At 71.1% G+C, this 26,124-nt stretch carries 27 protein-coding genes and 2 pseudogenes; 19 read left to right on the top strand and 10 right to left on the bottom strand.

From position 1 onward, the window contains the following. Nucleotides 1-21: 21 nt before the first annotated feature. Together QIS96_RS18290 and QIS96_RS18285 are read right to left on the bottom strand one after the other, a co-directional pair. On the bottom strand, nucleotides 22-1,254 hold the full coding sequence (locus QIS96_RS18290; protein ID WP_282543693.1) for an SGNH/GDSL hydrolase family protein: 1,233 nt from the start codon (nucleotides 1,252-1,254) through the stop codon (nucleotides 22-24). Between the two features lie 117 nt (nucleotides 1,255-1,371). Next, nucleotides 1,372-2,580 (bottom strand): cytochrome P450 family protein, encoded by a 1,209-nt coding sequence (locus tag QIS96_RS18285; RefSeq protein WP_349017393.1) that lies wholly within the window; start codon nucleotides 2,578-2,580, stop codon nucleotides 1,372-1,374. Nucleotides 2,581-2,728: 148 nt separating this feature from the next. Between QIS96_RS18285 and QIS96_RS18280 the strand changes: the two genes are divergently transcribed. The 8 genes from QIS96_RS18280 to QIS96_RS18245 all read left to right on the top strand — a co-directional run bounded on the left by QIS96_RS18280 (nucleotide 2,729) and on the right by QIS96_RS18245 (nucleotide 7,682). Further along, a complete protein-coding gene (locus QIS96_RS18280; RefSeq protein ID WP_282543786.1) occupies nucleotides 2,729-3,379 on the top strand; it encodes a TetR/AcrR family transcriptional regulator in 651 nt (216 codons plus the stop codon). A gap of 69 nt (nucleotides 3,380-3,448) precedes the next feature. Continuing rightward, nucleotides 3,449-3,718, top strand: coding sequence for a hypothetical protein (locus tag QIS96_RS18275; RefSeq protein ID WP_282543692.1), 270 nt, complete (start codon nucleotides 3,449-3,451; stop codon nucleotides 3,716-3,718). 2 nt (nucleotides 3,719-3,720) lie between these two features. Further along, a complete protein-coding gene (locus tag QIS96_RS18270) occupies nucleotides 3,721-4,092 on the top strand; it encodes a fic family toxin-antitoxin system, toxin component (RefSeq protein WP_282543785.1) in 372 nt (123 codons plus the stop codon). Nucleotides 4,093-4,225: 133 nt separating this feature from the next. Beyond that, on the top strand, nucleotides 4,226-4,867 hold the full coding sequence (locus QIS96_RS18265; RefSeq protein ID WP_282543691.1) for a DUF4232 domain-containing protein: 642 nt from the start codon (nucleotides 4,226-4,228) through the stop codon (nucleotides 4,865-4,867). A gap of 209 nt (nucleotides 4,868-5,076) precedes the next feature. Further along, the gene (locus QIS96_RS18260; RefSeq protein ID WP_282538188.1) at nucleotides 5,077-5,376 is read left to right on the top strand and encodes a WXG100 family type VII secretion target; all 300 of its coding nucleotides are present in this window, start codon (nucleotides 5,077-5,079) and stop codon (nucleotides 5,374-5,376) included. Nucleotides 5,377-5,453: 77 nt separating this feature from the next. Continuing rightward, nucleotides 5,454-5,744, top strand: coding sequence for a hypothetical protein (locus QIS96_RS18255; RefSeq protein ID WP_282543690.1), 291 nt, complete (start codon nucleotides 5,454-5,456; stop codon nucleotides 5,742-5,744). After that, nucleotides 5,731-6,480 carry a hypothetical protein gene (locus QIS96_RS18250; protein ID WP_282543689.1) on the top strand — a complete coding sequence of 250 codons (750 nt, stop codon included), beginning with the start codon at nucleotides 5,731-5,733 and terminating at the stop codon, nucleotides 6,478-6,480. The genes QIS96_RS18255 and QIS96_RS18250 overlap by 14 nt, the downstream gene beginning before the upstream one ends. Continuing rightward, on the top strand, nucleotides 6,477-7,682 hold the full coding sequence (locus QIS96_RS18245) for a putative T7SS-secreted protein (protein WP_282543688.1): 1,206 nt from the start codon (nucleotides 6,477-6,479) through the stop codon (nucleotides 7,680-7,682). The genes QIS96_RS18250 and QIS96_RS18245 overlap by 4 nt, the downstream gene beginning before the upstream one ends. Nucleotides 7,683-7,787: 105 nt before the next feature. Here QIS96_RS18245 and QIS96_RS18240 read toward each other — a convergent pair whose 3' ends face one another. Further along, nucleotides 7,788-12,179, bottom strand: coding sequence for an FtsK/SpoIIIE domain-containing protein (locus tag QIS96_RS18240; RefSeq protein ID WP_282543784.1), 4,392 nt, complete (start codon nucleotides 12,177-12,179; stop codon nucleotides 7,788-7,790). 326 nt (nucleotides 12,180-12,505) lie between these two features. After that, the gene (locus QIS96_RS18235) at nucleotides 12,506-13,117 is read right to left on the bottom strand and encodes a hypothetical protein (RefSeq protein ID WP_282543687.1); all 612 of its coding nucleotides are present in this window, start codon (nucleotides 13,115-13,117) and stop codon (nucleotides 12,506-12,508) included. A gap of 131 nt (nucleotides 13,118-13,248) precedes the next feature. Between QIS96_RS18235 and QIS96_RS18225 the strand changes: the two genes are divergently transcribed. Then, entirely contained in the window at nucleotides 13,249-13,470 is a 222-nt protein-coding gene (locus tag QIS96_RS18225) for a hypothetical protein (protein WP_282543792.1), read from the top strand. Nucleotides 13,471-14,200: 730 nt separating this feature from the next. Continuing rightward, a pseudogene (locus tag QIS96_RS18220) lies at nucleotides 14,201-14,294 on the top strand (IS5/IS1182 family transposase); the annotation flags it as partial. Nucleotides 14,295-14,342: 48 nt separating this feature from the next. On the opposite strand, the gene QIS96_RS18215 reads toward QIS96_RS18220, so the two are convergent. Continuing rightward, a complete protein-coding gene (locus QIS96_RS18215; RefSeq protein WP_282543686.1) occupies nucleotides 14,343-15,590 on the bottom strand; it encodes a helix-turn-helix domain-containing protein in 1,248 nt (415 codons plus the stop codon). A gap of 166 nt (nucleotides 15,591-15,756) precedes the next feature. Between QIS96_RS18215 and QIS96_RS18210 the strand changes: the two genes are divergently transcribed. The 4 genes from QIS96_RS18210 (at nucleotide 15,757) to QIS96_RS18195 (ending at nucleotide 16,929) form a co-directional block, all read left to right on the top strand. Further along, a complete protein-coding gene (locus tag QIS96_RS18210) occupies nucleotides 15,757-16,059 on the top strand; it encodes a hypothetical protein (protein ID WP_282543685.1) in 303 nt (100 codons plus the stop codon). After that, nucleotides 16,056-16,412: a hypothetical protein gene (locus QIS96_RS18205; protein ID WP_282543684.1), complete on the top strand. Its 357-nt coding sequence runs from the start codon at nucleotides 16,056-16,058 to the stop codon at nucleotides 16,410-16,412. Before QIS96_RS18210 ends, QIS96_RS18205 begins: the two co-directional genes overlap by 4 nt. After that, the gene (locus tag QIS96_RS18200; RefSeq protein ID WP_282543683.1) at nucleotides 16,409-16,609 is read left to right on the top strand and encodes a hypothetical protein; all 201 of its coding nucleotides are present in this window, start codon (nucleotides 16,409-16,411) and stop codon (nucleotides 16,607-16,609) included. Before QIS96_RS18205 ends, QIS96_RS18200 begins: the two co-directional genes overlap by 4 nt. A gap of 110 nt (nucleotides 16,610-16,719) precedes the next feature. Next, on the top strand, nucleotides 16,720-16,929 hold the full coding sequence (locus QIS96_RS18195) for a DUF397 domain-containing protein (RefSeq protein ID WP_282543682.1): 210 nt from the start codon (nucleotides 16,720-16,722) through the stop codon (nucleotides 16,927-16,929). 130 nt (nucleotides 16,930-17,059) lie between these two features. Here the strand turns inward: QIS96_RS18195 and QIS96_RS18190 are convergent. Beyond that, nucleotides 17,060-17,302 (bottom strand): annotated as a pseudogene (locus QIS96_RS18190) (transposase); the annotation flags it as partial. Between the two features lie 22 nt (nucleotides 17,303-17,324). Beyond that, nucleotides 17,325-17,870 (bottom strand): XRE family transcriptional regulator, encoded by a 546-nt coding sequence (locus QIS96_RS18185; protein ID WP_282543783.1) that lies wholly within the window; start codon nucleotides 17,868-17,870, stop codon nucleotides 17,325-17,327. 214 nt (nucleotides 17,871-18,084) lie between these two features. Here QIS96_RS18185 and QIS96_RS18180 point away from each other — a divergent pair, with 214 nt between their 5' ends. Then, the gene (locus QIS96_RS18180; RefSeq protein ID WP_282543681.1) at nucleotides 18,085-18,300 is read left to right on the top strand and encodes a hypothetical protein; all 216 of its coding nucleotides are present in this window, start codon (nucleotides 18,085-18,087) and stop codon (nucleotides 18,298-18,300) included. 744 nt (nucleotides 18,301-19,044) lie between these two features. On the opposite strand, the gene QIS96_RS18170 is transcribed toward QIS96_RS18180, so the two are convergent. After that, nucleotides 19,045-19,908, bottom strand: a complete 864-nt coding sequence (locus QIS96_RS18170) for an NAD(P)-dependent oxidoreductase (RefSeq protein WP_282543680.1) — start codon at nucleotides 19,906-19,908, stop codon at nucleotides 19,045-19,047. A 140-nt stretch (nucleotides 19,909-20,048) separates the two neighbouring features. On the opposite strand from QIS96_RS18170, the gene QIS96_RS18165 reads away from it, so the two are divergent. Continuing rightward, on the top strand, nucleotides 20,049-20,603 hold the full coding sequence (locus QIS96_RS18165; RefSeq protein WP_282543679.1) for a CGNR zinc finger domain-containing protein: 555 nt from the start codon (nucleotides 20,049-20,051) through the stop codon (nucleotides 20,601-20,603). A 163-nt stretch (nucleotides 20,604-20,766) separates the two neighbouring features. Further along, entirely contained in the window at nucleotides 20,767-21,708 is a 942-nt protein-coding gene (locus tag QIS96_RS18160; protein WP_282543678.1) for a hypothetical protein, read from the top strand. A gap of 60 nt (nucleotides 21,709-21,768) precedes the next feature. Here QIS96_RS18160 and QIS96_RS18155 read toward each other — a convergent pair whose 3' ends face one another. Further along, a complete protein-coding gene (locus QIS96_RS18155) occupies nucleotides 21,769-22,416 on the bottom strand; it encodes a sigma-70 family RNA polymerase sigma factor (protein ID WP_408907208.1) in 648 nt (215 codons plus the stop codon). A 338-nt stretch (nucleotides 22,417-22,754) separates the two neighbouring features. Continuing rightward, the gene (locus QIS96_RS18150; RefSeq protein ID WP_282543677.1) at nucleotides 22,755-23,522 is read right to left on the bottom strand and encodes a LamG domain-containing protein; all 768 of its coding nucleotides are present in this window, start codon (nucleotides 23,520-23,522) and stop codon (nucleotides 22,755-22,757) included. A 348-nt stretch (nucleotides 23,523-23,870) separates the two neighbouring features. Between QIS96_RS18150 and QIS96_RS18145 the strand changes: the two genes are divergently transcribed. Next, a complete protein-coding gene (locus QIS96_RS18145; RefSeq protein ID WP_282543676.1) occupies nucleotides 23,871-25,058 on the top strand; it encodes an LLM class flavin-dependent oxidoreductase in 1,188 nt (395 codons plus the stop codon). Between the two features lie 2 nt (nucleotides 25,059-25,060). Continuing rightward, complete coding sequence (locus tag QIS96_RS18140; protein ID WP_282543675.1) at nucleotides 25,061-26,122, top strand: alcohol dehydrogenase catalytic domain-containing protein; 1,062 nt, start codon at nucleotides 25,061-25,063, stop codon at nucleotides 26,120-26,122. Nucleotides 26,123-26,124: the final 2 nt, after the last annotated feature.

Below are 26,124 nucleotides of genomic sequence, written 5' to 3'. Positions count from 1 at the left end.
GGCGGGCCGGGGCCCGCCCCGTCACTTCTTCAGCGCCTTCGCCACCTCCTCCGCCACCACCTCGTACCCCGCGTCGTTCGGGTGCTTGTGGTCGCCGCTGTCGTAGGCCGGGTTCAGGCGCTCCGGGTCGTCGGGCGCGGCCAGGGCGCGGTTGAGGTCGACCACGGCGTCGAACGCGCCGGAGGTGCGGATCCAGTGGTTGAGCTCGCGGATCTTCGCGGCCGAGGTGGCGTTGTAGTACTCGGCGCCCTTCATCGGCAGCAGGGTGGCCCCGACGACCTCGACGCACCTGCGGTGGGCCTGCCGTATGAGGGCGCGCTGCGCCGCGATCAACTCGGCCACGGACACGGCCGGGTTGGGCTTGTACGTGGTCAGGTCGGACTCGCTGAACCCGATGTCGTTGAGCCCTTCGAGGAGCACCACCGTGCCGACGCCCGGCTTGTCGAGGACGTCCCGCTCGAACCGGGACCAGGCGCTGTCCCCGAACCAGGACGAGTCGTGAAGCAGCAGGTTGCCGCCGATGCCGGAGTTGAGCACCGGGCGCGGTGTGCCCTGCGCGGCGAGGCGGTCCGCCAGGGCGTCGGGCCAGCGCCGGTCGGCGTCGGTGGTGGAGCCGAAGCCGTCGGTGAGGGAGTCGCCGAAGGCGACGACGCCGTCCGCACGCCCGCCCAGGCGCCGCCCCGCCTCGTTGCCGCGGACCTCGACGTCGGTCAGGTAGTAGAGCGACTCGGTGGTCTCGGTGAACGGCGTCCCGTCGTCGTTCGCGCGCCGGTCGCCGCGGGCCCGGTAGCTGGTGGCGTACGCCTGGTCGTGGAAGGTGGCCGCGCCGGTCCGCTCCCGCAGATAGAGGGTGACGGTCAGCCGGCGCAGCCGGTCCGTCCTCAGCCCGGCCGGGTCGCTGGCGAGCCGCCCGCCGACCGGTACGACCGCCGACTCCTTGCCCGCGAAGGTCAACTCCCTTGTGCTGCCCGGCACTTGACCGGCCCCGCGGTCGGCGGCCAGGCCCACCGTCGCGCCGGTCAGCTGCAGCGGCGAGGTGCCGTACCGGTTGGAGAGGCGGATGCGCAGCTCGTCGCCCGGTGCGGTGACGCGTACGACCTGGCGGAGCGTGTGGTCGTGGAAGCCCTCCTCGCTCCAGTTCGTCTGAAAGCTGCTGCTGGGCCGCTGCGGCGGCGCGGTCCAGGCGGCGGTCCAGGCCGCGGTCCCGGCCCGGTCACGGTGGTCGGGGCGGCTGGTGCGTATGCGTGCGGGCATGAGGTGCTCACTCTCGGCGGGAGCCCCGTAAAGGGACTGCAGTTCCGTTACGAGCGGTCAAGCTAGCACGGCGAGGGAGGCTAAGGGAACTGCAGTTCCTTTTATGGCGGGTGCGCCTCACCACCGAACCGGCAGCCGCCCCAGCCCCCGCAGCAGGCTCGGGCGCCAGTCCGGGGTCGGGTCGCCGTCGACGGCGAGGTCGGGGAAGCGGTCCAGGAGGGCGCGCAGGGCGAGGTTCGCCTCCAGGCGGGCGAGCGGTGCGCCGAGGCAGTGGTGGATGCCGTGCCCGAAGGCGAGGTGGGAGCGGGTCAGGGCCGGGTCCCGGTGGATGTCGAACCGCTCCGGGTCGGGGAAGCGCGCGGGGTCGCGGTTGGCGGAGGCGAGGGAGATCACCACGCGCGCGCCCTTGGGGAGCCGGGTGTCGGCGACGGTGACGGGCTCGGCGGTGTAGCGGTACGTACCGGCCGGGGTGGGCGGCTCGAAGCGCAGCGCCTCCTCCACCGCGTTCTCCAGGAGGTCCCCGTCGGCGCGCAGCGCGGCGAGCTGCTCGGGGTGGGTGAGCAGCAGGTGGACGGCGTTGGCGATCAGGTTGACCGTCGTCTCGTGCCCGGCGACCAGCAACAGGAAGGCCATGCCGAGGAGTTCCTCGTCGGTCAGGTGGTCCCCGTCCTCGTCGTGGGCGCGTACGAGGGCGTGCAGCAGGTCGCCCTCCGCCGCCGTCTCGACCTCGCGCTTCTCCTGGATGAGCCCGGCCAGGTAGACCGTCATCTCCTGGGCGGCCAGGCCCGAGGCCTCCGGTTCGCCGATGGCGAGGATCTTCGCGGTCCAGGCGCGGAAGCGCCGGTGGTCGACGCCGGGCACACCGAGCAGCTCGCAGATGACGGTCAGCGGCAGCGGGAAGGCGAACGCGTCGATGAGGTCGGCGCGGCCCGACGGGCCCATGGCGTCGAGGAGTTCGTCCGCCGCCTCCTGCACGCGTGCCCGCAGCGCCCTGATGCGGCGCGCGGTGAACTCGCGGGCGACGAGGGACCGCAGTCGGGTGTGGTCGGGAGGGTCGGTCTGCAGCATGTTGCGGCCGATGGAGTAGAGGCCGTCGCTGTCGTACTCGGCGGAGTGCCGGACGTCGTGCCGCATCCGCGGGTCCGCGAGGGCGGCGCGGGCCTCCTCGTGGCCGAGGATCATCCACGCGGTGTCCCCGGTGGGGAAGCGGACGTGGTGCACGGGCCCCCGCTCGCGCAGGGCGCGGAAGGCGGAGTACGGGTCGACGGCGAAGTCCCGGGTCCAGGCGGCCAGTTCCTCGGTGTGCTGTTCGGGCATGACGGGCATGACGGACTCCCAGTGAAGTGGGGAATGCTCCCCGTTTCCTGTTCCCGGTGACCCTAACAGGAACCGGGGAGTGCTCCACAGATCGGGTACTGTGCCGTACGTGAGCAAGGACGCACAGCAGGACGTACGCCAGGACGTACGGCAGGACGTGCAGCGGAGCGGCAGCCCCCTGCGGAAAGACGCGCAGCGCAACCGGGAGCTGGTGCTCGCCGCCGCCCGCGAGGTGTACGCGGAGCAGGGCGTCGAGGCCCCGCTCGACGTGATCGCCCGCCGGGCCGGGGTCGGCAACGCCACCCTCTACCGCCGGTTCCCCGACCGTGCGGCCCTGATCGAGGCCGTCTTCCACGCGACGCTCGCCTCCGTGATCGAGGCGGGGGAGGAGGCGCGGCGGGCCGAGGACCCGTGGGCGGGCCTGAACGGCTACCTGGACCGGGTCTTCACGGTGCTCGCCGCCGACCGGGGCGCGAACGACCTGATGACGACGGGCATCGAGGGCGTGCCGACCCTGGAGAGGCTGCACGTCCACAACGCCGAGACCTTCGCGGGCCTCCTCGACCGCTGCCGCGACCGGGGCCTCGTACGCGCCGACGTCGTCACCGAGGACCTGCTGCTCAGCCTCGCCGCGGTCGGCCGCGCCGCACCCGCCCTGGAGGCGGCCGTCCCCGGCTCGTGGCGCCGCCCGCTCGCCCTCCTGATCGACGGCCTCCGCGCGGAGGGCGCCCACCCCCTGCCCACGGAACCCCTCACCTCGGACCAACTCACCGCTGTCCTCGGCGAGTTGAACCATCCTCGGGGCTGAGGGCGCGCGCCTCGGTCCGCCGCCGAACGCCCGTACCGCATCTGATACCACCCTGCTACCTTGGGTGGTATGAGCAGCAGCAGGAAGCAGACGCAGCTTCGGCTCGAGCCCGATGTGCTCGCCGCGGGCAAGGACGCGGCGGCCGCTCGCGGGCTTGACTTCAACAAGTACGTGGAGCGGCTCATCAGCGAGGACACCACCGGGGCCCGAGCGGCGGGCATGGCCGCGGCCCAGCGGCTCCTAGATCAGGACGGCGGCTTCCTCGACCAGCTGGAGGCCGAGCTCGACGCGCAGCACACGCCGACGCCGGCCGCTCCGCCCCGGGGCGCCGCTGCGTGAGCATGGCCCTGCATGTCGACCTGTCCTGGATCCTCGAAGTCGCTCAGCGCGCCGGCTGCAAGGACCCCGCCCCGGACGACCTCGGCGTTCCGCTGGCCGCGGTCGCCCGGCACCGGGCCGAGCTGCTCGACCAGCCCGTCTACGGCGGCCCGTACGCGCGTGCCGCGGCCCTCGTGCACACCCTCGGCCGGTGCCGGTGGCTGGAGCACTCCAACCTCACCGTCGCCTGCGCGGTCGCCGTGATGTACCTCAACGCCTGCAATATCCCCGTCGACCCCACCCGCGACCAACTCGCCGCGCTGGCCCGCGAGTTGTACGACCCGAGGTGCACGGCCGCACGCGTCGCCCAGGAGCTGCGGGGCTGGCGCTCCTGAGGCCCGGTGCGCGCGCCGCGCCCAGAGCCGTGCGGCCCAACTCGCCGCCTCCGCCGGTTAGTTGAGGCCGAAAAGCTGGTACCTGACAGCACGTACGGAGCTACTCGACCGATGACCGACGGAAGAAGAAGCCATGCGTACTCGAAAACTCAGCCTCGCCGCCCTCGCCCTCGCCGCGGGCCTCGCGCTCACCGCCTGCGAGGGCGGCAAGAACGCCGCCGGGCCCGGGGAAGAGGTCAACTCCTCGGCGTCGGAGGGGAGTTCGACCGAGACCGAGCCCACGGAGGGCACGGCGACGGAACCGGCCCAGGAGCCGAGCAGCGAACCGACCCAGGACCAGGAGCCGAGCAGCGAACCGGCCGACGGCGACGGCCCCGACGCCGCCGGCCTCTGCAAGACCGCGAACCTCGACTTCCGCACCTCGCCCGGCATGGGCGAGGGCAACCTCATGGTGATCCTCAGGAACACCGGCGACACCTGCACGTTCAAGGGGTTCCCCGGCGTCGACCTCAAGACCGAGGCAGGCACCGTCAGCGCCGAGCGCAGCGACCTTCCGGCGCCGACCGTCGTCGTGAAGACCGGCGAGGAGAGCCGCTTCACCCTGCACCTCCCGCGCGACGACTCCGGCGGCTCGGGCGTCGACGTCACCGCCATCGTCGTCACGCCGCCCGACGAGACCCACTCCAAGACCCTGCCGGTCTCCCTGAACATCCCCGTCACCGACGGCGGCGGCCGGCCCGTCACCGTCGACCCGGTCGGCACCGGCAAGCAGTAGTCCGGAGCCCGAAGGCCGAAGCCCGGAGTCCGGAGTCCGGAGTTCGACGGTCGTCAACGCAGGGTCCGTCGGCTGGATTTGTCACCGTTTCGCGACAGAGGTGAACCATGCCGCCGGTCGTTCCGTAGTGCCCGGTGCGGTGCGTGTGCGTCCGAAGGGCGCCCGTACTGCGGACACGGACGAGACGACGAGAGGTAAGAGGCACGGACATGGCCGACGGCAACATCAAGATCAGCCCCGACGAGATGCGCGAGGCCTCCGCCTGGCTGAAGACGCAGAAGGAACTGATGCAGCAGAGCCTGCACGAGGCCAACACCAAGATGGAGGAGATGGTCGAGGCCGCCTACGCCACGCCGGGCTCCGAGACGAAGTTCCGCCCGTTCTGGGAGGAGTACAAGAACGGCACGCAGGAGGCGATCGAGGGCCTGCAGGGTGTCAGCGAGTTCATCCAGCAGGTCGCCGACGCGTTCGTCGACACGGACTCCCAGACGTCCGGCGCCATCGGCTGAACTCTCGCTTCACGGCCGGGTCCCGCGACGCCCCGGCGCCGCGGGACCCGGCCGGCGCGAGGAAGGAGAGGGAGGTCATGTCGCGCATTCACATCCCGGTCGGCGAACTCACCGACACGATGGACGCGTTGAAGGACATCCGCGAACGGATCGACAGGACCGCGAAGCTGGGCAACGTCGGCTCGGAGGACGACGTCGGCGACTCCGGCCTGGCCTCGGCCGTCAACGGCTTCGACAGCGCCTGGTCGGCCGGCCACGAACGCGTCCAGGAGAACGTGGACACGTTCAAGGAGGCCGCGCAGGGCATCGTCGACAACTTCACCGGCACGGACGAAGAGGCGGGGAAGGCCCTGGATGAATCCAAGTGAGACCAGTGGGATCAGTGAGAGGGCGGACGGCGACGGGCGGCTGCGGCTGCTGCCCTCCGCCGAGCGCCCGCAGGGCGCGCCCGCGCGCTACACCCTGAAGTACCCGTCCACCTGGACGCTCCTCGACCTCGACCCGAGCACCAGGGACGTCGCGATCCGGCGGCACATCGAGGAGCAGGCGAAGGGCACGGACGCGAAGCCCGAGGTCGTCGACCGGATCGTCCGGGAGACCCGCAAGAGCGCCCGAGAGGCGTACGCGCAGGGCGCCCTGCAGGTCGGCTCGCTGCTCGCGTTCCTCCCGGATGTCAGCACGCTGATGGCGACGGGCCTGGTGCTGCGGACCCGTATCCCCGAGGGCGAGCCGACCGACCTGGGGGAGCTGATGCTGGCCGGCGGGATCCACGTCAACAGGACGTCGGCCGGGCGGGGTTCGGAGCTGAACCGCGTCGAGATCATGGAGCTGCCCGAGGTGGGCAGCGTGGGCCGGATGACCTCCCTCGAGGACTTCGACTACTACGGGAAGGCCCTGGTCCGCACCGCCGTGCACCAGGTCGTGATCCCGGTGCCGTCGAGCAGGGACCTGATGGTGCTCGCCGGTACGACCCCGAACATCAGCATGGCGGAGCAGTTCTTCGACGTGTTCGACGCCATCGCCGCGACCTTCCGGTTCCACGAGCCCGAGGACGACCCCGGGGAGTCGGCGACGCCGGGCGCGGGAAGCGAGGTCGGGACATGACACGGCCGCCGTTGGCCGACTGGGAGTCGGTGTTCGGCTTCTCGGAGGACCCGACACCCGGCGACCCCGAGATTCTGGAACAGCTCGCCACGGAGTACCGGAACATCTCCGAGGACGCCCGGTCCGCGGGATCCGTCGTCTCCAGGCTGAACTCGAACGAGCTCGGCGAGGGCGAGTCCATGGAGAAGCTGCGGAGCAAACTCGGTGAACTGCCCACACAGGTAGGCAAGTTGCAGTCCTCGTACGAGACGGCCGCCGAGGCGATCCTGAAGTACGCGGACCGCCTCAGGGAGAGTCAGCAGCAGGCGGACCGGGCGCTCGACCAGGGCCGCGAGGCGAAACAGCAGCTGGACGCCGCCATCCTGGTGGCCGCCGCGGCGAGCGCGCAGGTGACGAGCCTCGACAACGCGGAGGCCCCGCCGCCCGACGACGAGGAAGGGCGCAGCAGCGCCCGGCGCGCCCTGGCCGACGCGCGGCAGGCGTCGAACGAGGCCGCCCAGTCCGTCGAGTCGGCGGAGGCGGAGCTCGAAGCGGCCCGGCTCCTCGCCGTCGACGCGCAGGAGCTCCGCACCTCCGACGCGTCCCTGGCCAAGCGCGAGTTGGAGGAGGCCGAGGACGACGCGGTCGAGGGGAAGAACTTCTGGGAGTGGCTCGGGGACAAGCTGAACCTGGCGTTCTCCATCATCGGGGCCGTGGTCGGCGTCATCGGGATGTTCCTCACCGCGTGGGTGGGCATCGCGTTCGTCGCGGTCAGCATGCTCTTCGGGCTCGCTTCGCTCGGCCTCTCCATCGCGAAGGGCTTCGACACCGGGGAGTGGGACGTCCTGGGCATCGTCCTCGGGGTGGTGGGACTCGCCGCGGGCGGGATCGCCCTCGGGGCCGCCATCAAGAACGCCGGCAACCTCGCGAAGGTCGGCCTGGGGCAGTGGCTGAAGAACCTCGGGAAGGACTGGGACCGCTGGGTGCGGAACGTCTACGACGCGCCGCCGCAGATCCCGCTGCCCGACTTCGTCAACGGGGGAGTCCCGCCGGGCGGTTGGCCCCTCCCGGTCGGTGTGATCTCGGGCGGCGGCCCGCCGCGCTTGTCGGTGCTGGACGCCGTCCTGAACGGCATCGGACTCATCACCGGAGTCGGCGGCTTCATCTACTCGATCATCGAGTACCTCGGCGGGGCGGAAGGCGCCAAGGTGAAGCCGGCCTGAGGCCGCCCACCGCACCCCGTGCCTGAGCGGCGAGCAGCCGTCCGGTAGACCATCGAGGGCCCCCGCCAAGGCCGGCGGGGGCCCTCGACTCGACGGTACGCAGGGTCAGTTGCCGACCGCCGGAAGCACCGTCTCCGGCACCTGCACCGTCCGCAGCACTCCGTCCCCCAGATGCAGGATCGCCCGGCCGGGGCGGGTCGCGCCCAGGCGGCTGCGGGGGACCTTCACGCCGATCAGCTCGCCGTCGCTCATGTTCTGCGGTTTGAGGAGCAGGCCGCAGCGGTTGCGGCGGGCCTCCGCGTGCCAGCCGGAGAAACCGGACGAGAGCCGGTCGGTCTGGCCGGCGACGACCAGGCCGCGGCCGGTCTCCGCGCCCGTCTTGGCGATCTGGGTGAGGACCGGCTCCGCCTTCGTCTTCAGGAGCAGATCCGCGTCGTCGAGCAGCACCACCGCCCCGTCCGGCGCCGCGGCGAGTGCCGTCTCCAACGCGTCCGGCGCGATGTCCGCCTCGTCGAACACCGCAAGCACACCGGGCCGCCCGGCGAGGTCCCGCAGCGGCGAGCGGGCGGGCGCCCCGACGACGACGGACGTACCGGCCGAGAGCAGGGACCGCGCGAGGGTCGCGAGGACCGTGCTGCGCCCCGACCGGGCCGGGCCCGCGACGAGGAACGTCGGCGTCAGCGCGAAGTCCGGCCCGTGGGCGGTGAGTTCGTCGCCCCCGACACCGGCGAGCGCGAGGCGCGGCCGCGGCTCCCGCACGTACGCCAGGGCCTCGTCGTAGCCGATCCGGTCCGGCAGCACGTCCACGCGGAACGGGCGGACGCGGTCGGGCAGGCCCGCGTACCGCTCCCGGCAGTCGGCCGCGATCCGCTGCAGGGCCGCGGCCTGCGCCTGGCCGCCCGGGTCCGCGGTGAGCAGCGCGATCTGCACCTCCGCCTTGTCGGCGGCGCGCAGCGCACGGCCCGGCGGGATCTCGTCGGGCACCTTGCGCTGGGTGACGCCGATCAGGCCGTACTCGGACTTGTCGTTGAGCTTGAGGACCAGCTTGTCCTCGGTGGAGTTGCCGACGCGGCTGGAGAACAGCGCCCGGTCGCCGCTCATGATCAGGTGGATGCCCGCGCTGGCGCCGTCCCGGAGCAGGGCGAGCATCCCGTTCAGGAGGTTGCCCGCGTCGTACTCGCCGAGGGTCTTGTCGAAGACCTCCCAGCGGTCGAGGAACACCACGATGTGCGGCGGCCGTTCGTCCTCCGGCAGGGCCCGCCGCAGCTCGGGCAGGTCGGCGCTGCCGCGCGCGGCGAGCAGCTCCTGGCGGCGGGCGAGCTCCGCGGTGAGCCGGGCGAGGAGGCGGGCCACCCGGTCGGGCTGGGTGCGCTGGGCGACGGCCCCGCAGTGCGGCAGGCCTTCCACGGCGAGCAGCGCGCCGTTGCCGCAGTCGATGCCGTACAGGTGCAGTCGGGCCGGGGAGTGGGCGCGGGCCAGGGCCCCGGCGATGGTGCGCAGCGTCTGCGACCTGCCCTGCCGCGGCGAGCCCACGACATGCAGATGGCCCAGGGTGGCCGGGTCGATCACCAGCGGGCGGCGGGCCTGTTCGGCGGGCAGGTCCACCACGCCGTACGCGACGGGCGGGAGGTCGTAGCCGTCCGCGGCCGGGGCGGGCGGCAGGTCCTCGGCGACCAGGCGCAGCGGCAGCGGCGGCAGCCACGGGCTGTGCTGGGCGGGGATGCCGAGTGCGCGGTCGGCGCCGCGGACGGCCTCGACCAGGTACGTGAGGTCGGTCTCGGCCTCGCCCGTGGCGCGCACCGCACGCCGGGGCCGCGGCGGCAGGGGTTCGCCGAGCTGGTCCCAGCCGACCACGACCGCCCGGGGCTCGGGGAGGGCGGCCGCGGACGCGCCGGGCCTGCGGCCGCCGACCCGTCCGGCCTGGAACGGCACGAGGGAGGTCTGGCCGAGGCGTACGTAGGCGCGTCCCGGGGTGCTCTGTGAAATCCCGGCCGCGTCAGGGGAGTTGATGACGTCCTGGCTCTCGCCGGAGTCCGTGACGCGCAGCGCGATCCGCAGGTTGGTGTTGGCGCGGATCTCCGACGAGACGACGCCGCTCGGCCGCTGCGTGGCGAGGATCAGGTGGATGCCGAGGCTGCGGCCCCGCTGCGCGATGTTGACCAGGCCCTTCACGAAGTCGGGCAGGTCCCGCACCATCGACGCGAACTCGTCGATGACGATGAGGAGTCGAGGCAGCGGCGGGCGGCCCGCGCCGGGCTCCCGCTCCAGGAGGTCCACGTAGTCCTCGATGTCCTTCGCGCCCGCCTCGGCGAGGATGTGCTCGCGCCGGGTGAGCTCCGCGGTGAGGGACACCAGGGCGCGCTCGACGAGGTGGGCGTCCAGGTCGGTGACCATGCCGACGGTGTGCGGGAGGCGCACGCAGTCCTTGAACGCGGAGCCGCCCTTGTAGTCGACGAGGACGAACGTCATCGCGTCCGGCCGGTTCGCCACGGCGAGCGACGCCACCAGGGTCTGCAGGAGCTCGGACTTGCCGGAGCCGGTGGTGCCCGCGACCAGGCCGTGCGGACCGTCCCTGCGCAGGTCCAGGTAGAACGGCCCGTCGAGGGAGACCCCGACCGCGGCGCGGGTGGAGCGCCCGCCGGCCTGCCAGCGGGCCCGGATGTCAGAGGCCTGCGGCGGGTCCAGGGCGAGGACGTCCAACAGCCGTGCGGCGCCCGGGAGTACGGCGGCCTCCTCGTCCGCGCCGCCCGGATCGCGCAGCGGGCCGAGGGCGCGGGCCAGGGAGCGGCACCAGTCGGGCGAGACCAGGTCGGGCCGGATGCCGGTGGCCGTGCCCGCGCCGGAGCGGCCGACGCGGAGCGTGCCGCCGGGCTCCTCGGCGACGACGGCCTGGCACTCCTCGGGCAGCAGCCGCTCCTCGGCGTCCAGGCAGATCGCACGCACGCCCACGGCGGGCCCGTCCCGCAGGATCTGCACGATGCCGGGCAGCGAACGCAGCCTGCGCGCCCCGTCGAGCACCACGAGCACATCCGGGCCCGGGACCGGGTTCCGCTTGTCGTGCTGCGCGCGGCGCTCCGCGATCAGCGCCGTGAGCTCCGCGATCCGCCGGGCGGACGTCTCGGTGCCCGAGCCGATGCTGGCCAGGATGTCGCCGGACTTCTTCCGCACGTGCGGCAGCCACCGCAGCCACGCCCAGCGCTGCTCCGAGCCGCCCGCCGTGAGCAGGTGGATCTGCAGGTCGCGGGGGCTGTGCAGGACGGCGGCCTGGGCGACGGCCCACCGCGCCACGGCCTGCGCGGCCTCGCCCGCCCCGGCGATGCCGAGCACGTCGTGCTCGCGCAGCGGCACGGTGACGGGCACGTCGAGCGCCGTCCACGGGTCCTGGCGGCGGTGCTCGTCCTTGGTGGGGTCACGCAGGACGACGTCGGAGGGCTGGTCGGCGGTGCCGACGCGCAGTTCGAGGAAGTCCGCGTCCGAGGTGCGGCGCTCCCACAGGCGACGGCGCGGCCCGACGGCGGTGAGGATCACCTCGGCCGGATCGGGAAACCCCCGACGCCGCGCGGTGCGTTCGGCCTCGAGAGCGGCCCTGGCATCCCCCTCGATCCGCGCCTTCTTCTCCTCGTACGCGGCCACGGCCTCGGCGTGCGACTGGCGTCCGCCGCGCTTGTTCATCAGGTAGTTGCCGAGCACGGCCACCGGCGAGAGCAGCCCGAACAGCAGCATCGAGGGCCGCTGGAAGATCAGCCACCCCGCCACGGCCATCACCAGGGGAACGGTCGCGGCGATCCACGGAAGGCTCCGGTGGGCGGGCGGCGTCGGCGGCGTCGGAAGCGTGAACCGCGTACTGGTCTCGGCGGGACGCAGCCGCGGCGGCCGGTTGTAGTCACGCCCCGTGCCGTCCTCGGAGGGTTCGAGGGCGGCGTCCGGGCTCTGCGGCAGCGACAGTTCGAGCAGAGCACCGCCTACGAGCAGCTGAGCGCCGACCGCCCACGCGACTTCTTCGGTCACGTCCTCCCGGTCCAACTGCGGTGGTTTGACGCTTGGTTGGGTGCCGCCCGGGGCGTCCGGGGCGACGGTGCACCGCCCGCGCGGCCCGACCTGGAGGGTGGCGTACGCCTGGTAGGGGGCCTGGCGCTGCACCCGCGGCGTGCCGTCCTGTGCGAGGCCCACGCGGTACTCGCCGATGTCCAGACGGTGCACGGCCCCCGCACCGGGCCCGCCGACCGCGCGCACCTCGACGAGCCCCGCCGGCTCCGCCGACCGCTCCCCGGCCGGCCGGCCGAGCCCGACGACGGCGGCGTGGTGCAGCGGCGCGTCCCGCAACAGCAGGTCCGACGGCAACAGCCGCCCCTCCGCGTACAACCCCGCCCCGTCCGGCGGCAACGGCACCCCACCCGCCTCGGCGAGCGCCAGGGCGACGGCGCCCACGGGGGTGTCGGGGTCGGCGTCGAGGTGGACGTCGAACGCGTCACCACCCCCCTCGACCACGGTCAACATCAACGACACAGGACGTCCTCCAGCCGATTCGACGCGACCCGCGTGCTACGGGGCCACGGCTGTGAGTACGGGGGCGGGGCGCGGACGGTTCATCTGGGGTGGGGGCGGGGGGAGTTGCTGTGGGTCGCGGCACCCCGCTCGCTGACGTGACGCCGCTGACGCCCGCGACCCTGGCAAGATCCGACGGGCCCTAGGTCGTGTCCGTAAAGTCCTGTCGTCCGCCCGCAGGGCAGGCAGGACTTTACGGACACGACCTAGGGGGTGTCTGGTAATTGATCTCGTGGCTGGTCGCGGTGAGCTGACGGATGCAGTGTGGGCGCAGATTCCTAGCGCGCCGCCCGCACCAGCCCGCGGAATGGCCGGAACCATGGGCCGTCACCGCCGGGCTCGTGCTGGAATCCGGCAAGCACGAGGAGCTGCCGTCCGGCCTCGCCGATGTAGAAATACTCCGCCACTGCGACCGAGGACGCCGGGGCTGCGGGGACGCGCTTGGTCAACTCGTCGGCGAGCAATCGGGCCATCCCGTCGTCCTTGGTGTCGTGCCACGTTGCGGTGAAGTAGCGGGCGGCTCCCTCGTGCCGCCGCGCGAAGTGGTACGGCACGTAACGGCCTGGCGGATCGGCCGAGTACAGCGCCTGGATGGCACTGCCAAGAGACTGCTGGTTGCGCGGGTCGGCAGCGAAGGCCCGGTGCGCTTCGGGACTCGTCCATTGGGCGAAGTTGAGGATGGTCCGGCCGTCGGACCCTGCCAGACAGTGCCGCGCAAGATACGCCGCTGGCAGCCGGGCCTTCTCCCAGGCGTCCATGACGCCGGACATGACCTTCTGCTGTTGTTCGGGCCCCTCGGTGTGCCATAGGGACGCAAGGATGAGGCCCGCGTCCGGACGGGCAGGGTCGGGCAGTGCGACCGGCCGGAGGCCGGCAACGATGGCGGTCATGGCACCAACCTCCAACTTCAACCATGGTTGAGGTCAAGTTCCGTGATCGACCAAGGTCGACGACCCGGACATGAAGAAGCGCCCTGAGGTCCTTGGTTGGGTTCGCGGAGCCAGACGATGAGTGCGGCGAGGTGAATTCCTGCCGCGTAGCGGGCGGCGAGTTTGTCGAAGCGGGTGGCGATCGCGCGGAACTGAAGGACCGCGTCTTTGTCGTCCTGCGCCGTGACGTGAAGGTGGACCTCAGCTCCGACGCGTACTTCAACAGCGACCAGATCGCCGTACGCGGCACGATGCGCATCGGCTACGGCCACCCGCACCCGGCAGCGATCACGAAGGTGGCGCTCACCGCGTAACCCCTCCTGGGGGCGCACCCCCTCAACCCGTCACGCCGGACCGCAAGCGTATAGCGGGCCGGATTCTGTACGGGTTCCAGGGGCGTCAGGCTATACGTTCATACTGGCCAAGTGTCCGGCGCTCGCGATTCTTTCTTTGAACGCCTTAGTGAATTGTTCATACTCCTGCTCTTCTGAGGTTGGAATTGACGCGTCAGGGTATTCTCTCGTCCATTTCTCAAGGCTTGTGGTCAGAAGCCTTGCGGCACCTGTCACTAGCGTTGCTTCATGGTTGAGTTCCCCAGGCCCTTCGAGCGATAGGGCCGCGAGATGGCGCTCTTGGGACTTCAAGAGGTCGCGTATTTCTCCGAGCCTTTCGTTGATTTCGCCAGACCGTCTATCCTGGGGCGGGGCGTTGAACATTGGCCGCAGCTCATCAAGGCGAAACATGGTTGAGGCGACGTCTTGAAGCCAAGCCGCGTAAGCCTGGCGGCGTGCTTGCCTCCTTTGCACTCGCTCCGACGAAGCCGTGGTCAGGAGCGCTCCGCCCCCGGTGGCAATCGCGCCTACTGCTGCACCGAGAACCGCAGCCCATCCCTGATCCATCGTGCGCCTTTCAGTCGCTCGTTGAACGCCCGGTATTCTAGGGGGAGTTGCTGCGCCAGACCGGCGCCAAGAACGAAGTGACCTGGCCTCTGGCGCGTCAGGAGTCACAGCCTGGTCCGGGCAGACACATCAATCACGGGGGTAAACCTGGAAGAACCTCCGGGAACTGCCGCTTGAAAGGCGGATGTGTCCACCATGCCGTGCTCGGCATCGCCCGGCTCCACAACCTCGCCGGATAGGCCCACAGCCCACTGTGGCCGACCTCTCTCAGGGATCACCCATGCGCGTCAGGCACTCAACAGGTGCCCGTGGTCGTGCAGCAACTCCCGTACCTCCGGGACGTCTTCGAACTCCTGGAGGCGGCGGAGCACAAGCCGGGCTCGTCCGGTGGTCCGGTCGCTGGTCAGGTCGGCAGCCACGGACACGACGCGTCGTGCCTCCTCCGCCGCCTGCTCGGGTTCGTTGGCGTCGGCCAACGCGACGGCGAGCCATGACCGGTAAAGGGCCACCTCCCGCGCGTGTGTGGCGTCGTAGCGCGTGAGGACGTCCGTCAGCAGGGGCACCGCGCGCAGTGGGCGGCGCAGCTCAGTGAACACCCGGGCGTCCATCACTTCAAGCTCCGCACGGCTCACCCAGTACGCCCACTGTGGTGCCACCTCCGGCTCCTCCTCAGTCAGAGCGTCATGCGCCCGGCCGAGTGCCTGCATGGCGGACTGTGCTTCTCCCACACGCGTGTGCGCCCACGCCACCCGGTCGTGAAACAGGGCACGGGTCTTGGGCGGCGCGTCAGGGCCTGCCTCTTCCAGGGCGGCATTGGCGAGGTGCAGGCCCGCCTTCTCCTGGCCCGTGTTGCTCAACTGATAGGCCAGGCTCCCCGCGAGGTTCGCGACCAAGGGAGCGTCCCCCGCCTGCCGTGCAGCCTCAATACCGATGCGGTACGCGCGCTCCGCTTGCTCGTGCTGCCCGGCGTCGCTCGCGATCCATCCAGCGATCTGCGCCAGCTCGCCCACTTGCACCAGCAGGGCCCGCCCCACGTTCTCCGTGTGCGTGCTCTCCCGGTACAGGCGCATCGCGGAGTTCAACTCCCGGAAAACCGGGGCCATCAGATCGCCTCCGGCCATCACGTCATCGGCAAGTCGGAAGCCGTGCACCCGTGCGGCCAGGCCCGCCACGTCCTCGCCTCCGATCCGCCGATCTATACGCGTGTCCAGCGGCACCAGCGGGTCGCCGGGTGGGATCAACTCAGCAAGCACCACGCCACCACCGAAGGGAGCCCGGTCCACCTCTCCTCGGGCGTACGCGGCAGCGCGCTCCAACTCATTGGCCGGGACTCCAAGAACGTCCGCGATTTTCGGAACCCAGGAGTCTGGTACGCGCTCGCCACGCTCCCACCGAGATACCTCGTGGCGTGTCACCGAATGCGTGCCCGAAGCGGCACACAACATTTCGGCAAGCCTGCGCTGGCTTCTGCCCGCGTCCTTCCTCAGGCGCGCAAGGTATTCGCCGAACTGATGCCGTCGTTCATCGCTGCTCACCCTCTGGCCCCCTCTCGCCTCCAGTGTGGCCACTCCCTGGCCCCCTGTCCGGCGCCTCCGCCATCCGGGACCCGAACGGTTCGATGGAGCTTCTGCCACAGGCAGACCCCCGCGACCGCGCTGCGAGCGGCCCGGGGGCATGGCCAACCTGAAAGAGCAGGTCAGCATGAGCCACGGTATCGCCCGTCTCCTCGACGCATTCACCAAACGCGTGTTACCCAGCCGGCGCCACCACCGGCCCTCCGTACCGTCGCCCACCGTGCAGTGCCTGGACGCGCCGACCCTCCATCTGCCGCGCGTGCCCGTGTCGCGGGGTGAGGACACCGCACTTGTCCGCCCGTACCTCGTCGCCTTCGAACGGCACCAGGAGGCCCAGCGGCAGAAGTCACGGCGTCGCGCGCTCTGGCTCGCCGTGCACGGTGTCGATGTCGGCCCGCGCCACATCCACGGAGTGGAGGTGCCCGCATGACGACTACACCCGGCCACCCTCCGCGCCTCCTCCCCTGGCAACACGACGGGAAGCCCTGCTACCTCAGCACCGACGGTGGTCCGGACAGCTATGTGTCCCGGCTCGCCGACGAGATGGAAGCCGTCCAGCTCGACATGGGCACGGAGGTGTTCGAGGGCGCCCGCGCAGTGCTCGACGACCCCGCCTCCACACCCTCCCAACTCCGCTACGCAGGACTGCGCTTGGCCGAGTGCCTCGTGGATGCGAAGCGAGTTGCCGAAAGCCGTGGCGCACGCATCACAGCGCCCCAGGAGTGCGCCGGAACCCGCCGTGACGACCGGGGCCCGTCTCTTCCGGCGGAGGCGTTCGGATGATCACCAAGGCCGACATCGGCGCGCGCGTACGAGACCGGGACGGAAGGGTCGGCATCCTCACCCACCTGATGTCCGACTACGTGGACCCGGAAGCGCCGCCGCGTGACCGCCACCCGCGTCAGGTGGCGTTCCTGCGCCCCGTGCGTGGCGGTGGACGCGAGTGGCTGGCCTCCCCGGAGGAGGCCAGCCGCGTATGAGACGCCCGCCCCGACCGGATCGGAACCCTGGACAGGACGAGCGGTCGGGGCGGGTTGCGCACAACGGCGCGTGGACCGACTCCCCGCAACGGGAGGAAGGGAAACGCACCATGACCGTACGACCCGACTTCGAGTTCGTGAGCGCGGCGGCCTGCCGTGACAAGCGTGTGGGCAACTGCATGGAGGTGGCCGTCAACGTCCCCGGCATCGTCGCGCTGCGTGAAAGCGTCAACCCGGATCTCGTAATCGAGACGACCCCGGAGAAGTGGACGGCCTTCGTGGAGGCCGTGCGCGGGGGAGAATACGACCTGAACGCCTGATCCGAGGAGGCCCACTGTGGAGTCCTGCCCGCACTGCGGTAACCCGAGCACGACGGACCCGGAGAACGGCCGGCAGGGGTCTTCTCATGCGTCAGCTGATCCCCCTCGGGCGCGTATCCCAACGGGTGTACCTTTGGAGCAAACGGGCCCAGGTGCCGTCCGCCTCCCAGCGAGCGAACCGCTCATAGACCGTCTGCCACGGCCCATAGCGCTCCGGCAGGTCACGCCACGGAGCACCAGTCCGCAGCCGCCACAACACCCCGTTGATCACCTGCCGGTGATCCCGCCACGGCCGTCCACGTCCGTCAACACCAGGCAGCAGGGGCACTATCCGCTCCCACGCCGCATCCGTCAGCTCACCACGACCCACCACAAGATCAATTATCAGACAGGTCCTAGACCGGCCGGCCCCGGCTCCACAGCTCTTCGGAGGACTCCGCGAAGCGGTCGAACATGCCGCCCGCGTCTGCCCTGCGGAGGTGGAGCAGTGGGGAGTCGTGGCCCACGAGGCGCGCCAGATGCGGCGTCACCAGGGCATCGTCATCGAAGCGGAACGTCGACAGCGATACGTGGTTGACCGCGTCCTCTGCGGCGCTGAACCGTACTTCGAGGTTGTCCAGCGGGCCGAGCCGCGCCACTTCGTCCAACGTCATACGGATGCGCGTGGAGACGGTCAGCGCAACGGCTTCGATGGTTTCCCGGTCCCGCGTGGTCTGGCATTCCGGGTCGCCCAACAGGATGCGAATACGACAACCGCCCGCGGCCTTCTCCCGCAACGTGTCGTTGAAGTGCGGCTGTTGGGTCCAGAAGAAGTAGTTCGTGTAGCCCGCCAGAAAGACATCGGACGACGCACCGGCGACCAGCTCACCCCACAGCGTGGAGGGGGCCGCCGAGCGGTACGGGTAGGCCCGGATGATCTCCCGATCCGCTCCCGTCTTGATGCGGAGACCCCGATTCTCCGGGCGAGGCGCTGAGGAGTCATCCGGGCTTCCGCCATAGCTGACCAGTCGCTCATTCAAGACAACCCCCATGGACACTTTGGGCATTTCCAGCTTAGTGCTTGTTCGTCCCAACTGTCTGCAGATGACGGGTACTTGTGGCCTTTGTGCTGGGCCAACATCCCTCAACATGAACAGCGAGGAGAGGGGCATTGCGATGCGCCACCGACTGAACGACGTAGTCATGGACGTGGAGCGCTGCCTGGTCGGACAGGTCAAGGGCTACGACAACGAAGAAGTGATGTTGGAGCGTCCGAGTGGAGCCCGCTGGTTCCAACTGGCCGTACACATCCGGACGGTGAGCCCCGAGGAAGCCGAGACGCTGTCGGTCCGTACCGCGCTCCGAGCCCTCAGCGAGTGGGCCGACGCGTGAAGCCTGGTTGGAAAGACGGCACAGCAGTCGGCGCAGTCCTGGGCGTCATTGCCTGGGTGTCCCTCGTGCTCGTCTTAGTTGCCACCCTGGCAGGCTCAATGCCCCCTGAGCGCCGGGCTTCGAGCTAGGCGCTGAGGGTGACCAAGAGCCCTGCCCCGGACGGCGATTCCTTGGCCGGACACTCCGCCCGGGGCGGGCAATCCCCACCGAGATCAGAGGAGACACCCGGACATGTCCGAGGAGCTGGCGGCCCGCATAGTTGAGGAGGGACTCAAGTTCGTCGCCGCATGCTGCCGCAACCCCGGCATGGGTTTGCCCCGGTCGCGCATCGTGGACGAGGGGTGGCATGCGCTCATCCTGCACAGCGCGGTGTACGCGGACCTCTGCGCTTCGCTCGGCGGTGAGTTCGTGCACCACTGTCCGGGGTACGACCCGACGAACTACGACCCGGAGATCCTGAACCGCACTCGTACCGCCATCGCCGCCCTGGGATGGGATGCGGACCGCGACCTCTGGACACCGCCTTCGGACGAAATGCCGGCGCCCGTGGCGGCGAAGTGTCAGCACGCACCGGCTTCTGCATGCTCACCGAAGAAATCAAGCCCGCGGACACGGTTCGGGGCAACGCGCCCATGCGCTTCGAAGGTGGGTCGGTGCCGGCCTGACGGATGCTCAGGCGGCTGCCATCGTGGGGGCGGTCCCCTGACAGGAACGAGGTCGCCGGGAAGCTCCGCGCAGCAGTCCTCACCTCGGCTGCTGTTCCGCGATCGCCGCCCAGTCGTCCGCGCCGTGGCCGTCGGCGATGGCTTCGTCGAAGATCGTGCGCAGCAGTTCGCCGATCGGGAGCGGAGTGCCTTGGGCGGTCGCGGCGTCGAGGGCGAGGTGGAGGTCCTTGCGGCCGAGGAGGGTGGTGAATCCGGCGGGCTGGTAGCGGCGTTCGGCGATCATCGAGCCGTAGCCCGAGTAGACGGCGCCCGGGAAGAGTGTTGAGGTCAGCAGCTCGACCAGCTGGCCCGAGTCGACGCCGGCGCGCTCCGCGACGCTGACGGCCTCGCCGAGGGACTGGATCGCGCAGGCGATCAGGTAGTTGCCGAGGATCTTCACGATGTTGGCCTGCTCAGGGCGGTCGCCGAGGCGCCAGGTCCGCGAGCCGATCACGTCGAGATACGGCTGCACGCGGTCGAGCAGCGCGGGCTCGCCCGCCGCGAGGACGTTGAGTGCTCCGGCCTCGGCGACCGGGACGCGGCCGAAGACCGGTGCCGCGACATATCCGACGCCGTGCTCGGCGTGCGCCGCGTCGGCCCGATGAGCCAGGTCCCTGCTCACCGTGGCGAGGTTGACGTGCACGGTCCCGCCGGGGGTCTGGGCGAGTACGCCGGAGTCGAGGAACGTCTCGGCGACGGCCCGGTCGTCGGACAGGACCGAGAAGACCACCGGCGCCTGCAGGGCCTCGGCCACCGAGGCGGCCCGACGGGCGCCCACCGCGGCCAGTTCTTCCGCGGGCCCGTCGGAGCGGTTCCACACCGTGACGTCGTGGCCGGCCTTCACGAGGTTGTGCGCCATGGGCCGCCCCATGGCTCCCAGACCGATGACCGCAATGCTGCTCACGTCCAGCACCTCTTCCGTTGAACCGTCTCAAGCATATGAACCGTCTGAAGCGGTTCAAGGATGCCATGGAGTTACGATCCCAGCGAACCGTCTGAACCGGTTCGGCGTGCCCTTTTTTGCTGCTCACTGCGGAGGTTGGGATGACCGAGGACGTACGGCGGGTGTTCCGGATGGACAACGAGGTCCTGGCGTTCCGGTTCACCGCCACCCTCGGCGATCGCGGCAGCCGGACGCCGAGGGAGCGGCTGACCGATGCCGCGCGGCTGAAGATGTGGCTGGGGGCGACGGGGCTCGACGTCATGGACGTGTCGCCGGCCGGTCTGAGCGACGCCGTCGAACTGCGCGAGGCGATCTACCGGATCGGGTCGGCGATCGCCGCCGGCACACGGCCGAAGCCCAAGGATGTCCGCACCCTCAACGCGGTCGCCGCCGCCGGGCACGCGAAGGCCGCGCTGGAACGCGGCGGCGCGGTATGGCACTTGACGGAGGCGACCCCTGTCAGGGACGCCCTCGGGGTCCTCGCCGCGGACGCCGTCCGCGTCCTCGGGGGCCCCGACCGCGGCCGCATCAAGAACTGCGAGGGCCCGGGTTGCGCGGGGTTGTTCCTCGACACCAGCCGTGGAGCCAACCGCCGCTGGTGCTCCATGAACACCTGCGGCAACAAGGTCAAGAAGTCACGCATCGCCGCGGGCTGACCCGACAGAGCCCAGCCCGCCCCGTACCACCACGACGATTCCGTGAACCAACCGCCGCCCCCGCCCGTAGAGCCCAACGGACGCATGTCGCGGCCGTGGCGCGCGTTCGATACCGGCCGCTTCGGTTCGCCGGTGCCGAGGCGTCCCGACAAGGAGTCAGAAGATGATCTGGTACGTCGCTCTGGCAGTGCTGCTGGGGCTGGCGCTGGTCGGCGCGCTGGCCGCGCTGATCGTCACCGAGCAGCGGAACCGACCGCCGAAACCCGTCACCGCCGCCCCCGCCGTCCTGGAGCGGGAGGCGCTCGACGCCGTCGACGCGGGGCTGCGGCGGCTGACCGGCGCGTGCCTGCGCGCCGGCCGCGCCCTGCCCGACCTGTACGGCGTCCTGTACTCGGGCGAGCGGCTCGACCTGCTGCTCGCCGGCACCGAGGACAGCGCGCCCGAGCCGTGGACCGCCGACGCGTCCGGCGAGCGCTGGACCGCCACCCGGGAGGCACTGGAACGGCCGGGACCGGAGGGCGAGCCGGCGCTCCCGTACGCGCTGACCGTCACGGTGGGGACGTCGGGGCCCGACCGGGCGCTCGTCGACCTCTCGCGGTCCGCGTCGACCGTCTCCGTGGCGGGACCGGACGAGGAGGTGCGCCGCTGGGCGCGGGCCGTCGTCACCGAGGTGCTCACCGGCCCGGTCGGCGGCCTCGCCGAGGTCACCCTGGTGGGCTCCCTCGCCGCGGACGAGACCTTGAACGGGACCGGGCTCCGCTCCTCCCGGCTCTACACCGCGGCCAGCCTGGAGGAGGGCCTCGCCCGGACCTCCGGCACGCCCGTGACCCCGGCGGGCGGGGCCGCCGACGTCACTCAGATCTTCCGGCTCATCGAGGGGCGCAGCCAGGTCGCCGTGGAGGGGGAGGCGCCCCACCTCTTCGTGGTGGACGCCTCCCAACTCCCGCAGCGGGACGGGGCGTTGGACGCGCTGCGGCCCGGCGACGCGGTGCTCGTCCTGGGCGACGCGCCCGCCGCGTGGCGCTGGCGGGCCGCCGCCGACGGCTCGCTCGACACCGGCCCGCTCGGCCTCGCCGTCGACCGGCACGCCGGGCGCCTCGTATGACACCGACTGCTGTCAACTGGGATTGACTGATATCGACGCCGAGCCCGCCCCGTACGGCGCCTACGCCGCGTCCCGCTCCGCTTCGCCCGCCTCCCACACCTCCACTCCGCGGTCGGTCAGCGCCCGCCGCAGCGCACGGGCCGCGTAGTACGTGCGCGACTTGACGGTGCCGGGAGGCACACCGAGCACGGCGGCCGTCTGGTTCACGCTCCGGCCCATGTAGTGCATGTGCAGGAGGACTTCACGTTGCGGCGGGCGGAGGTCGCGCAGTGCCTCCGTCACCACATGGGCGGTCAGGACGCGGTCGACGCCGTCGGACACCGGGAGGTGGGCGAGTTCCGGGTCGCCGGTCTCGGGCGGCCGGGCCTGCCGCGCCCGGTGCCCGTCTATGACGAGGTTGCGCAACACGGTGAACAGCCACGGGCGCATGGACTCGGCGGCCTCGCCGAACTCGTCCGCGTGGCGCCAGGCGCGGATCGCCAGCTCCTGCAGGACGTCCTCGGCGCGGTGCCAGTCGCCTTCGAGCCGCCGCGCGGCGAACTGCAGCAACGCGCTTCCGTGACAGTCGTAGAGGTTCCGCAGGAACTCCTCGTGGTCGAGGGACTCGGTCGGGTGGCGGGGCAGTGCGGCCCCGGGGTTCTGGTGGGTCAGGTCGCTCTTCCGGGCCTGACGGGGTACGCGGTCATCGGGTGAAAGCCTGGCCGACAAGGGCCTGTTCCTCTCCGGTCGTTCTGTGAGGGGTGACGGAAAACGGCCGGCGGTGGCAGGGGCGAGCGCGTGGCGGCACGGTCGGCCCCGGCAACCGTGGGCCGTTTCTACCGGTTTTCACGGGGCCCGGACGGGCCCGCGGCTGTGCTGATCACGACCGGAATCGCCCGTACGGAGGCCGCAGTTCCGGCTGTCGCACCTGGTGGGAGGGAAGGGCGCCGGTGCGCTGGACGCGGCCTGTTCGCCGTGGCCTGCGGCCCGCTTCGTGCCCGCCGCTCTCCGTATGGGCGACAACGGGCGGGGCACCGACGCCCGGGTCACTCCGGCTCCCGGGACGCTCACTCCGGCTCCCCGGACGACAGCGCGGAGACCTCGGCCGCGGTCAACTCCCGTTCGTAGACGTGCACATCGGCGATGTCGCCCTTCCAGTAGTCGGCCGGGCGGCCACCGCTCCTGCCGCGTCCGATCACGAGGTTGCCCGGCTTCCTGGGCTGCGCGGACGCCTTCCGCTCACCGGCCGGCGAGCCGTCCACGTAGATCCGCATCGTCTTCTCGTCCTGGCTGTAGGTGCCGACGAGGTGGTACCAGCGGCCCGTTTCGGGCTTGCCGGTCTTCTCGGCGAGGGTCCGGCTGCCGGGGAGGCTGAAGGCGAACCGCTCGTCGGCGGCGGAGTACTGGAGGAAGAAGGTGCTGATGCCTGGGCCGTCCTGCGAGACCGCCGTACGGAATCCCTCGTCCGTGCCGAGCCGCACGCGGGCCGCGACCGAGTAGTCCTTCCCGGCCGTGTCGAGGACCGGGATCCCGACGTTGGCGGCGCCGCCGTCGCCGTCCAGGCTGAGCGCGCCGCCGTTCGGCCCGTCCTGCGTCCACCCGACCAGGTCGTTGGGCACGGCGTCGCGTTCGCCCGCGCGTGCCGTGCCCGAGCCGTGCAGCGGCCACCAGCCGTCGCCGCGCAGGGCGGCGGCGCCACCGCTCTGCGCCGGGCCGGGCTTGCCGCCGGAGGCCTCCTCGGCGGGCGACTCCCAGGTCACGAGCTGGACCACGACGAAGGCCAGCGCGAGGGCCAGCACGGTGATCAAGGAAATGAGCGACCATCTGCGCGTCATGTTCTCCCCGTAATTTCTGTGCGGAGTTCTGCGGAGTTCTGCAGAGTTCTGTGCGGAGTTCTGTGCGGAACAAAGCTGTCCTCTGGGATCACGGACGGCCCGCACGACCGGTTCACTCTTGAACGGCAATCGGCCGGATTCATGCCCTCGCACCCCAAAGCCCCCTGATTCGGGGCCTGTTCATGTGTGTGGGTCCGGGCGGATTCGGCCCCTCGGCGAGAGGCCGTACGGACCGCGTCGACGCGGCAGGACTTCTATCAAGTGATTCAAATCCGTGATAGATAACCAGGCGATGGTCCAGGACTCCCGCGCTCCCCGCGAGCGACGTCAGCTGAGGAGATGTCAACCATGTGGACGGCCGATTCACTGAACTTCGGGGCGTTCCTGGCCCCCTTCCACCCGCTCGACGCCGACCCTGCGCTCCAACTGCGGCGCGATCTCGACCTGATGGAGCACCTCGACCACCTGGGCTTCGAGGAGGCCTGGATGGGCGAGCACCACTCCACAGGCGCCGAGATCGTGCCCGCCCCCGACCAGTTCATCGCGGCCGCCGCCGAGCGCACGTCCCGGATCCGGTTCGGCACCGGCGTCGTGTCGCTGCCGTACCACCACCCGCTGATCACCGCCGACCGCATCACACAGCTCGACCTGCAGACCCGCGGCCGGGTCATCCTCGGCACAGGGCCGGGCAAGATCCCGCTCGACGCCCGCATGATGGGCATCGACCCCGCCGAGCAGCGCCGGATGCAGGGCGAGGCGCTCGACGCGATCCTGCCGCTGCTGCGCGGCGAGGTCGTGAACATGGAGACGGACTGGTTCACGCTCCGCGACGCCCGCGCCCAGCTGCCGACCTACGACCCGGCGGGCATCGAGGTCGTCGCCGCCTCCACGATCTCCCCGAACGGCTCGGTCCTCGCCGGCCGCAACGGCCTCTCGCTGCTCTCGCTCGCCGCGAGCAGCCCGTCCGGTTTCGCCGCGCTCGGCCGGAACTGGGAGGTGTACGAGAAGGTCGCCGCCGAGCACGGACACGTCGCGGACCGGACCCGCTGGCGCCTGGTCAACCCGATGTTCCTCGCCGAGACCCAGGAGGACGCCGAACGCGCGGTCCGCCGCCGCATCCAGGCCATGGCCTCGTACGCGAACCGCCAGGCGGGCCGCTACCCGGAGTGGGCGCAGACCCGGCAGGGCGTGATCGACCACTGGCGCCACGACTCCCTCGGCGAGTTCGGGCAGGCCGTCATCGGCACTCCGGACCAGGCGATCGCCCAGATCGAGCGGCTGATCGAGCAGACCGGCGGCTTCGGCACGCTCCTGATCCTGCATGTGGACATGGCCAACTGGGAGGACACCAAGCGGAGTTACGAGCTGTTCGCCTCCGAGGTCGTCCCGCACTTCCGCGGCCGCAACCGCAACCGCCAGGCCAGCCTGCAGTACGCCGAGGACCACCGCGAGCAGCTGATCGGCAGCCTGGCCGGCGCGATCACCAAGGCGCACACCGACTACTACGGCGAACAGCCCACCCGGACGGGAGCTTGAGCATGCGTGCAGTGCAGTACCTGGAAGGAACCTTCACCCTCGCCGACGTACCCGAGCTGCCCGCGCTCGGCCCGGGGCAGCTGCGTATCGACGTGGCCGCCTGCGGCATCTGCGGCAGCGACCTCACGGTGTCCAAGGACCCGTGCCGCTTCGTCCAGGTCGTCGAGGGCGCCGACTACCGGCTCGCCCAATTCGACCCGCAGCGGCCCATCGTCCTCGGGCACGAGTTCGCCGGCACCGTCGCCGAGACCGGCACCGCGGTCACCGACTTCGCGGTCGGCGACCGGGTGGCGGGCCTGGGCATCGTCACCGACACCTCCACCGGCATCCCGAAGATCATCGGCTACTCGAACGAGTACCACGGCGCGTTCGGCGAGCAGATAGTGGTCGACCACATGTGGGCCCGCCACATACCCGACCAACTCTCCCTGGAGCACGCCGCATTGGCGGAGCCGCTGCATGTGGGCGAACTACATGTGCAGCGCTCCGGGCTCACCTCGGCGGACTCGGCCCTCGTCATCGGCTGCGGCACGATCGGACTCGGGGCGATCATCGCGGCCAAGGCCCGTGGCGCGCGTACGGTCATCGCCTCCGAGCCGTCCCCGAAACGCCGCGAACTCGCCCTGAAAATGGGCGCCGACCACGCCGTCGACCCCAACGAGCAGGACCCGATCGAGCTGTACGCCTCCCTGGCGGCGGGCGGGACGGCGGACGGGACGACGACCGGCGGCGGCATCCTCGTCGCCTACGAGTGCAGCGGCCGCCCCGGCATGATCGGCAGACTCCTGCACGAGCTGCCGTACGACTCGCTCATCCAGGTCCTCGCGGCGCCCTTCGCGGACGAGACGATCATCCCGGTCGTCGGGCAACTGCGCCGTATCGCGATCAACTTCGGCCACGGGCCCACCGACGGCGCCTACGAGACCGTGCTGCGGCGCCTGGCCGACGGTGAGATCGACGCGGACGCGATCATCACCGGCCGGGTCGGACTCGACGGCGTCGCCGACGCGTTCACCGCCCTCAGAAACCCCGAGGAACACGTCAAGATCATGGTCGTTCCGTAGGC

The organism is Streptomyces cavernicola, from assembly GCF_029968035.1.
Lineage (GTDB): Bacteria > Actinomycetota > Actinomycetes > Streptomycetales > Streptomycetaceae > Streptomyces > Streptomyces cavernicola.
This window is presented reverse-complemented; position numbering and strand designations above follow the sequence as displayed.

What these genes read in the sequence shown, in the direction of transcription:
- QIS96_RS18290 (WP_282543693.1), bottom strand. Translation starts at nt 1,254, where the DNA reads ATGCCCGCACGCATACGCACCAGCCGCCCCGACCACCGTGACCGGGCC.
- QIS96_RS18285 (WP_349017393.1), bottom strand. Translation starts at nt 2,580, where the DNA reads ATGCCCGTCATGCCCGAACAGCACACCGAGGAACTGGCCGCCTGGACC.
- QIS96_RS18275 (WP_282543692.1), top strand. Translation starts at nt 3,449, where the DNA reads ATGAGCAGCAGCAGGAAGCAGACGCAGCTTCGGCTCGAGCCCGATGTG.
- QIS96_RS18270 (WP_282543785.1), top strand. Translation starts at nt 3,721, where the DNA reads ATGGCCCTGCATGTCGACCTGTCCTGGATCCTCGAAGTCGCTCAGCGC.
- QIS96_RS18265 (WP_282543691.1), top strand. Translation starts at nt 4,226, where the DNA reads ATGCGTACTCGAAAACTCAGCCTCGCCGCCCTCGCCCTCGCCGCGGGC.
- QIS96_RS18260 (WP_282538188.1), top strand. Translation starts at nt 5,077, where the DNA reads ATGGCCGACGGCAACATCAAGATCAGCCCCGACGAGATGCGCGAGGCC.
- QIS96_RS18255 (WP_282543690.1), top strand. Translation starts at nt 5,454, where the DNA reads ATGTCGCGCATTCACATCCCGGTCGGCGAACTCACCGACACGATGGAC.
- QIS96_RS18250 (WP_282543689.1), top strand. Translation starts at nt 5,731, where the DNA reads ATGAATCCAAGTGAGACCAGTGGGATCAGTGAGAGGGCGGACGGCGAC.
- QIS96_RS18245 (WP_282543688.1), top strand. Translation starts at nt 6,477, where the DNA reads ATGACACGGCCGCCGTTGGCCGACTGGGAGTCGGTGTTCGGCTTCTCG.
- QIS96_RS18240 (WP_282543784.1), bottom strand. Translation starts at nt 12,179, where the DNA reads ATGTTGACCGTGGTCGAGGGGGGTGGTGACGCGTTCGACGTCCACCTC.
- QIS96_RS18235 (WP_282543687.1), bottom strand. Translation starts at nt 13,117, where the DNA reads ATGACCGCCATCGTTGCCGGCCTCCGGCCGGTCGCACTGCCCGACCCT.
- QIS96_RS18210 (WP_282543685.1), top strand. Translation starts at nt 15,757, where the DNA reads ATGAGCCACGGTATCGCCCGTCTCCTCGACGCATTCACCAAACGCGTG.
- QIS96_RS18205 (WP_282543684.1), top strand. Translation starts at nt 16,056, where the DNA reads ATGACGACTACACCCGGCCACCCTCCGCGCCTCCTCCCCTGGCAACAC.
- QIS96_RS18200 (WP_282543683.1), top strand. Translation starts at nt 16,409, where the DNA reads ATGATCACCAAGGCCGACATCGGCGCGCGCGTACGAGACCGGGACGGA.
- QIS96_RS18195 (WP_282543682.1), top strand. Translation starts at nt 16,720, where the DNA reads ATGACCGTACGACCCGACTTCGAGTTCGTGAGCGCGGCGGCCTGCCGT.
- QIS96_RS18180 (WP_282543681.1), top strand. Translation starts at nt 18,085, where the DNA reads ATGCGCCACCGACTGAACGACGTAGTCATGGACGTGGAGCGCTGCCTG.
- QIS96_RS18165 (WP_282543679.1), top strand. Translation starts at nt 20,049, where the DNA reads ATGACCGAGGACGTACGGCGGGTGTTCCGGATGGACAACGAGGTCCTG.
- QIS96_RS18160 (WP_282543678.1), top strand. Translation starts at nt 20,767, where the DNA reads ATGATCTGGTACGTCGCTCTGGCAGTGCTGCTGGGGCTGGCGCTGGTC.
- QIS96_RS18150 (WP_282543677.1), bottom strand. Translation starts at nt 23,522, where the DNA reads ATGACGCGCAGATGGTCGCTCATTTCCTTGATCACCGTGCTGGCCCTC.
- QIS96_RS18145 (WP_282543676.1), top strand. Translation starts at nt 23,871, where the DNA reads ATGTGGACGGCCGATTCACTGAACTTCGGGGCGTTCCTGGCCCCCTTC.
- QIS96_RS18140 (WP_282543675.1), top strand. Translation starts at nt 25,061, where the DNA reads ATGCGTGCAGTGCAGTACCTGGAAGGAACCTTCACCCTCGCCGACGTA.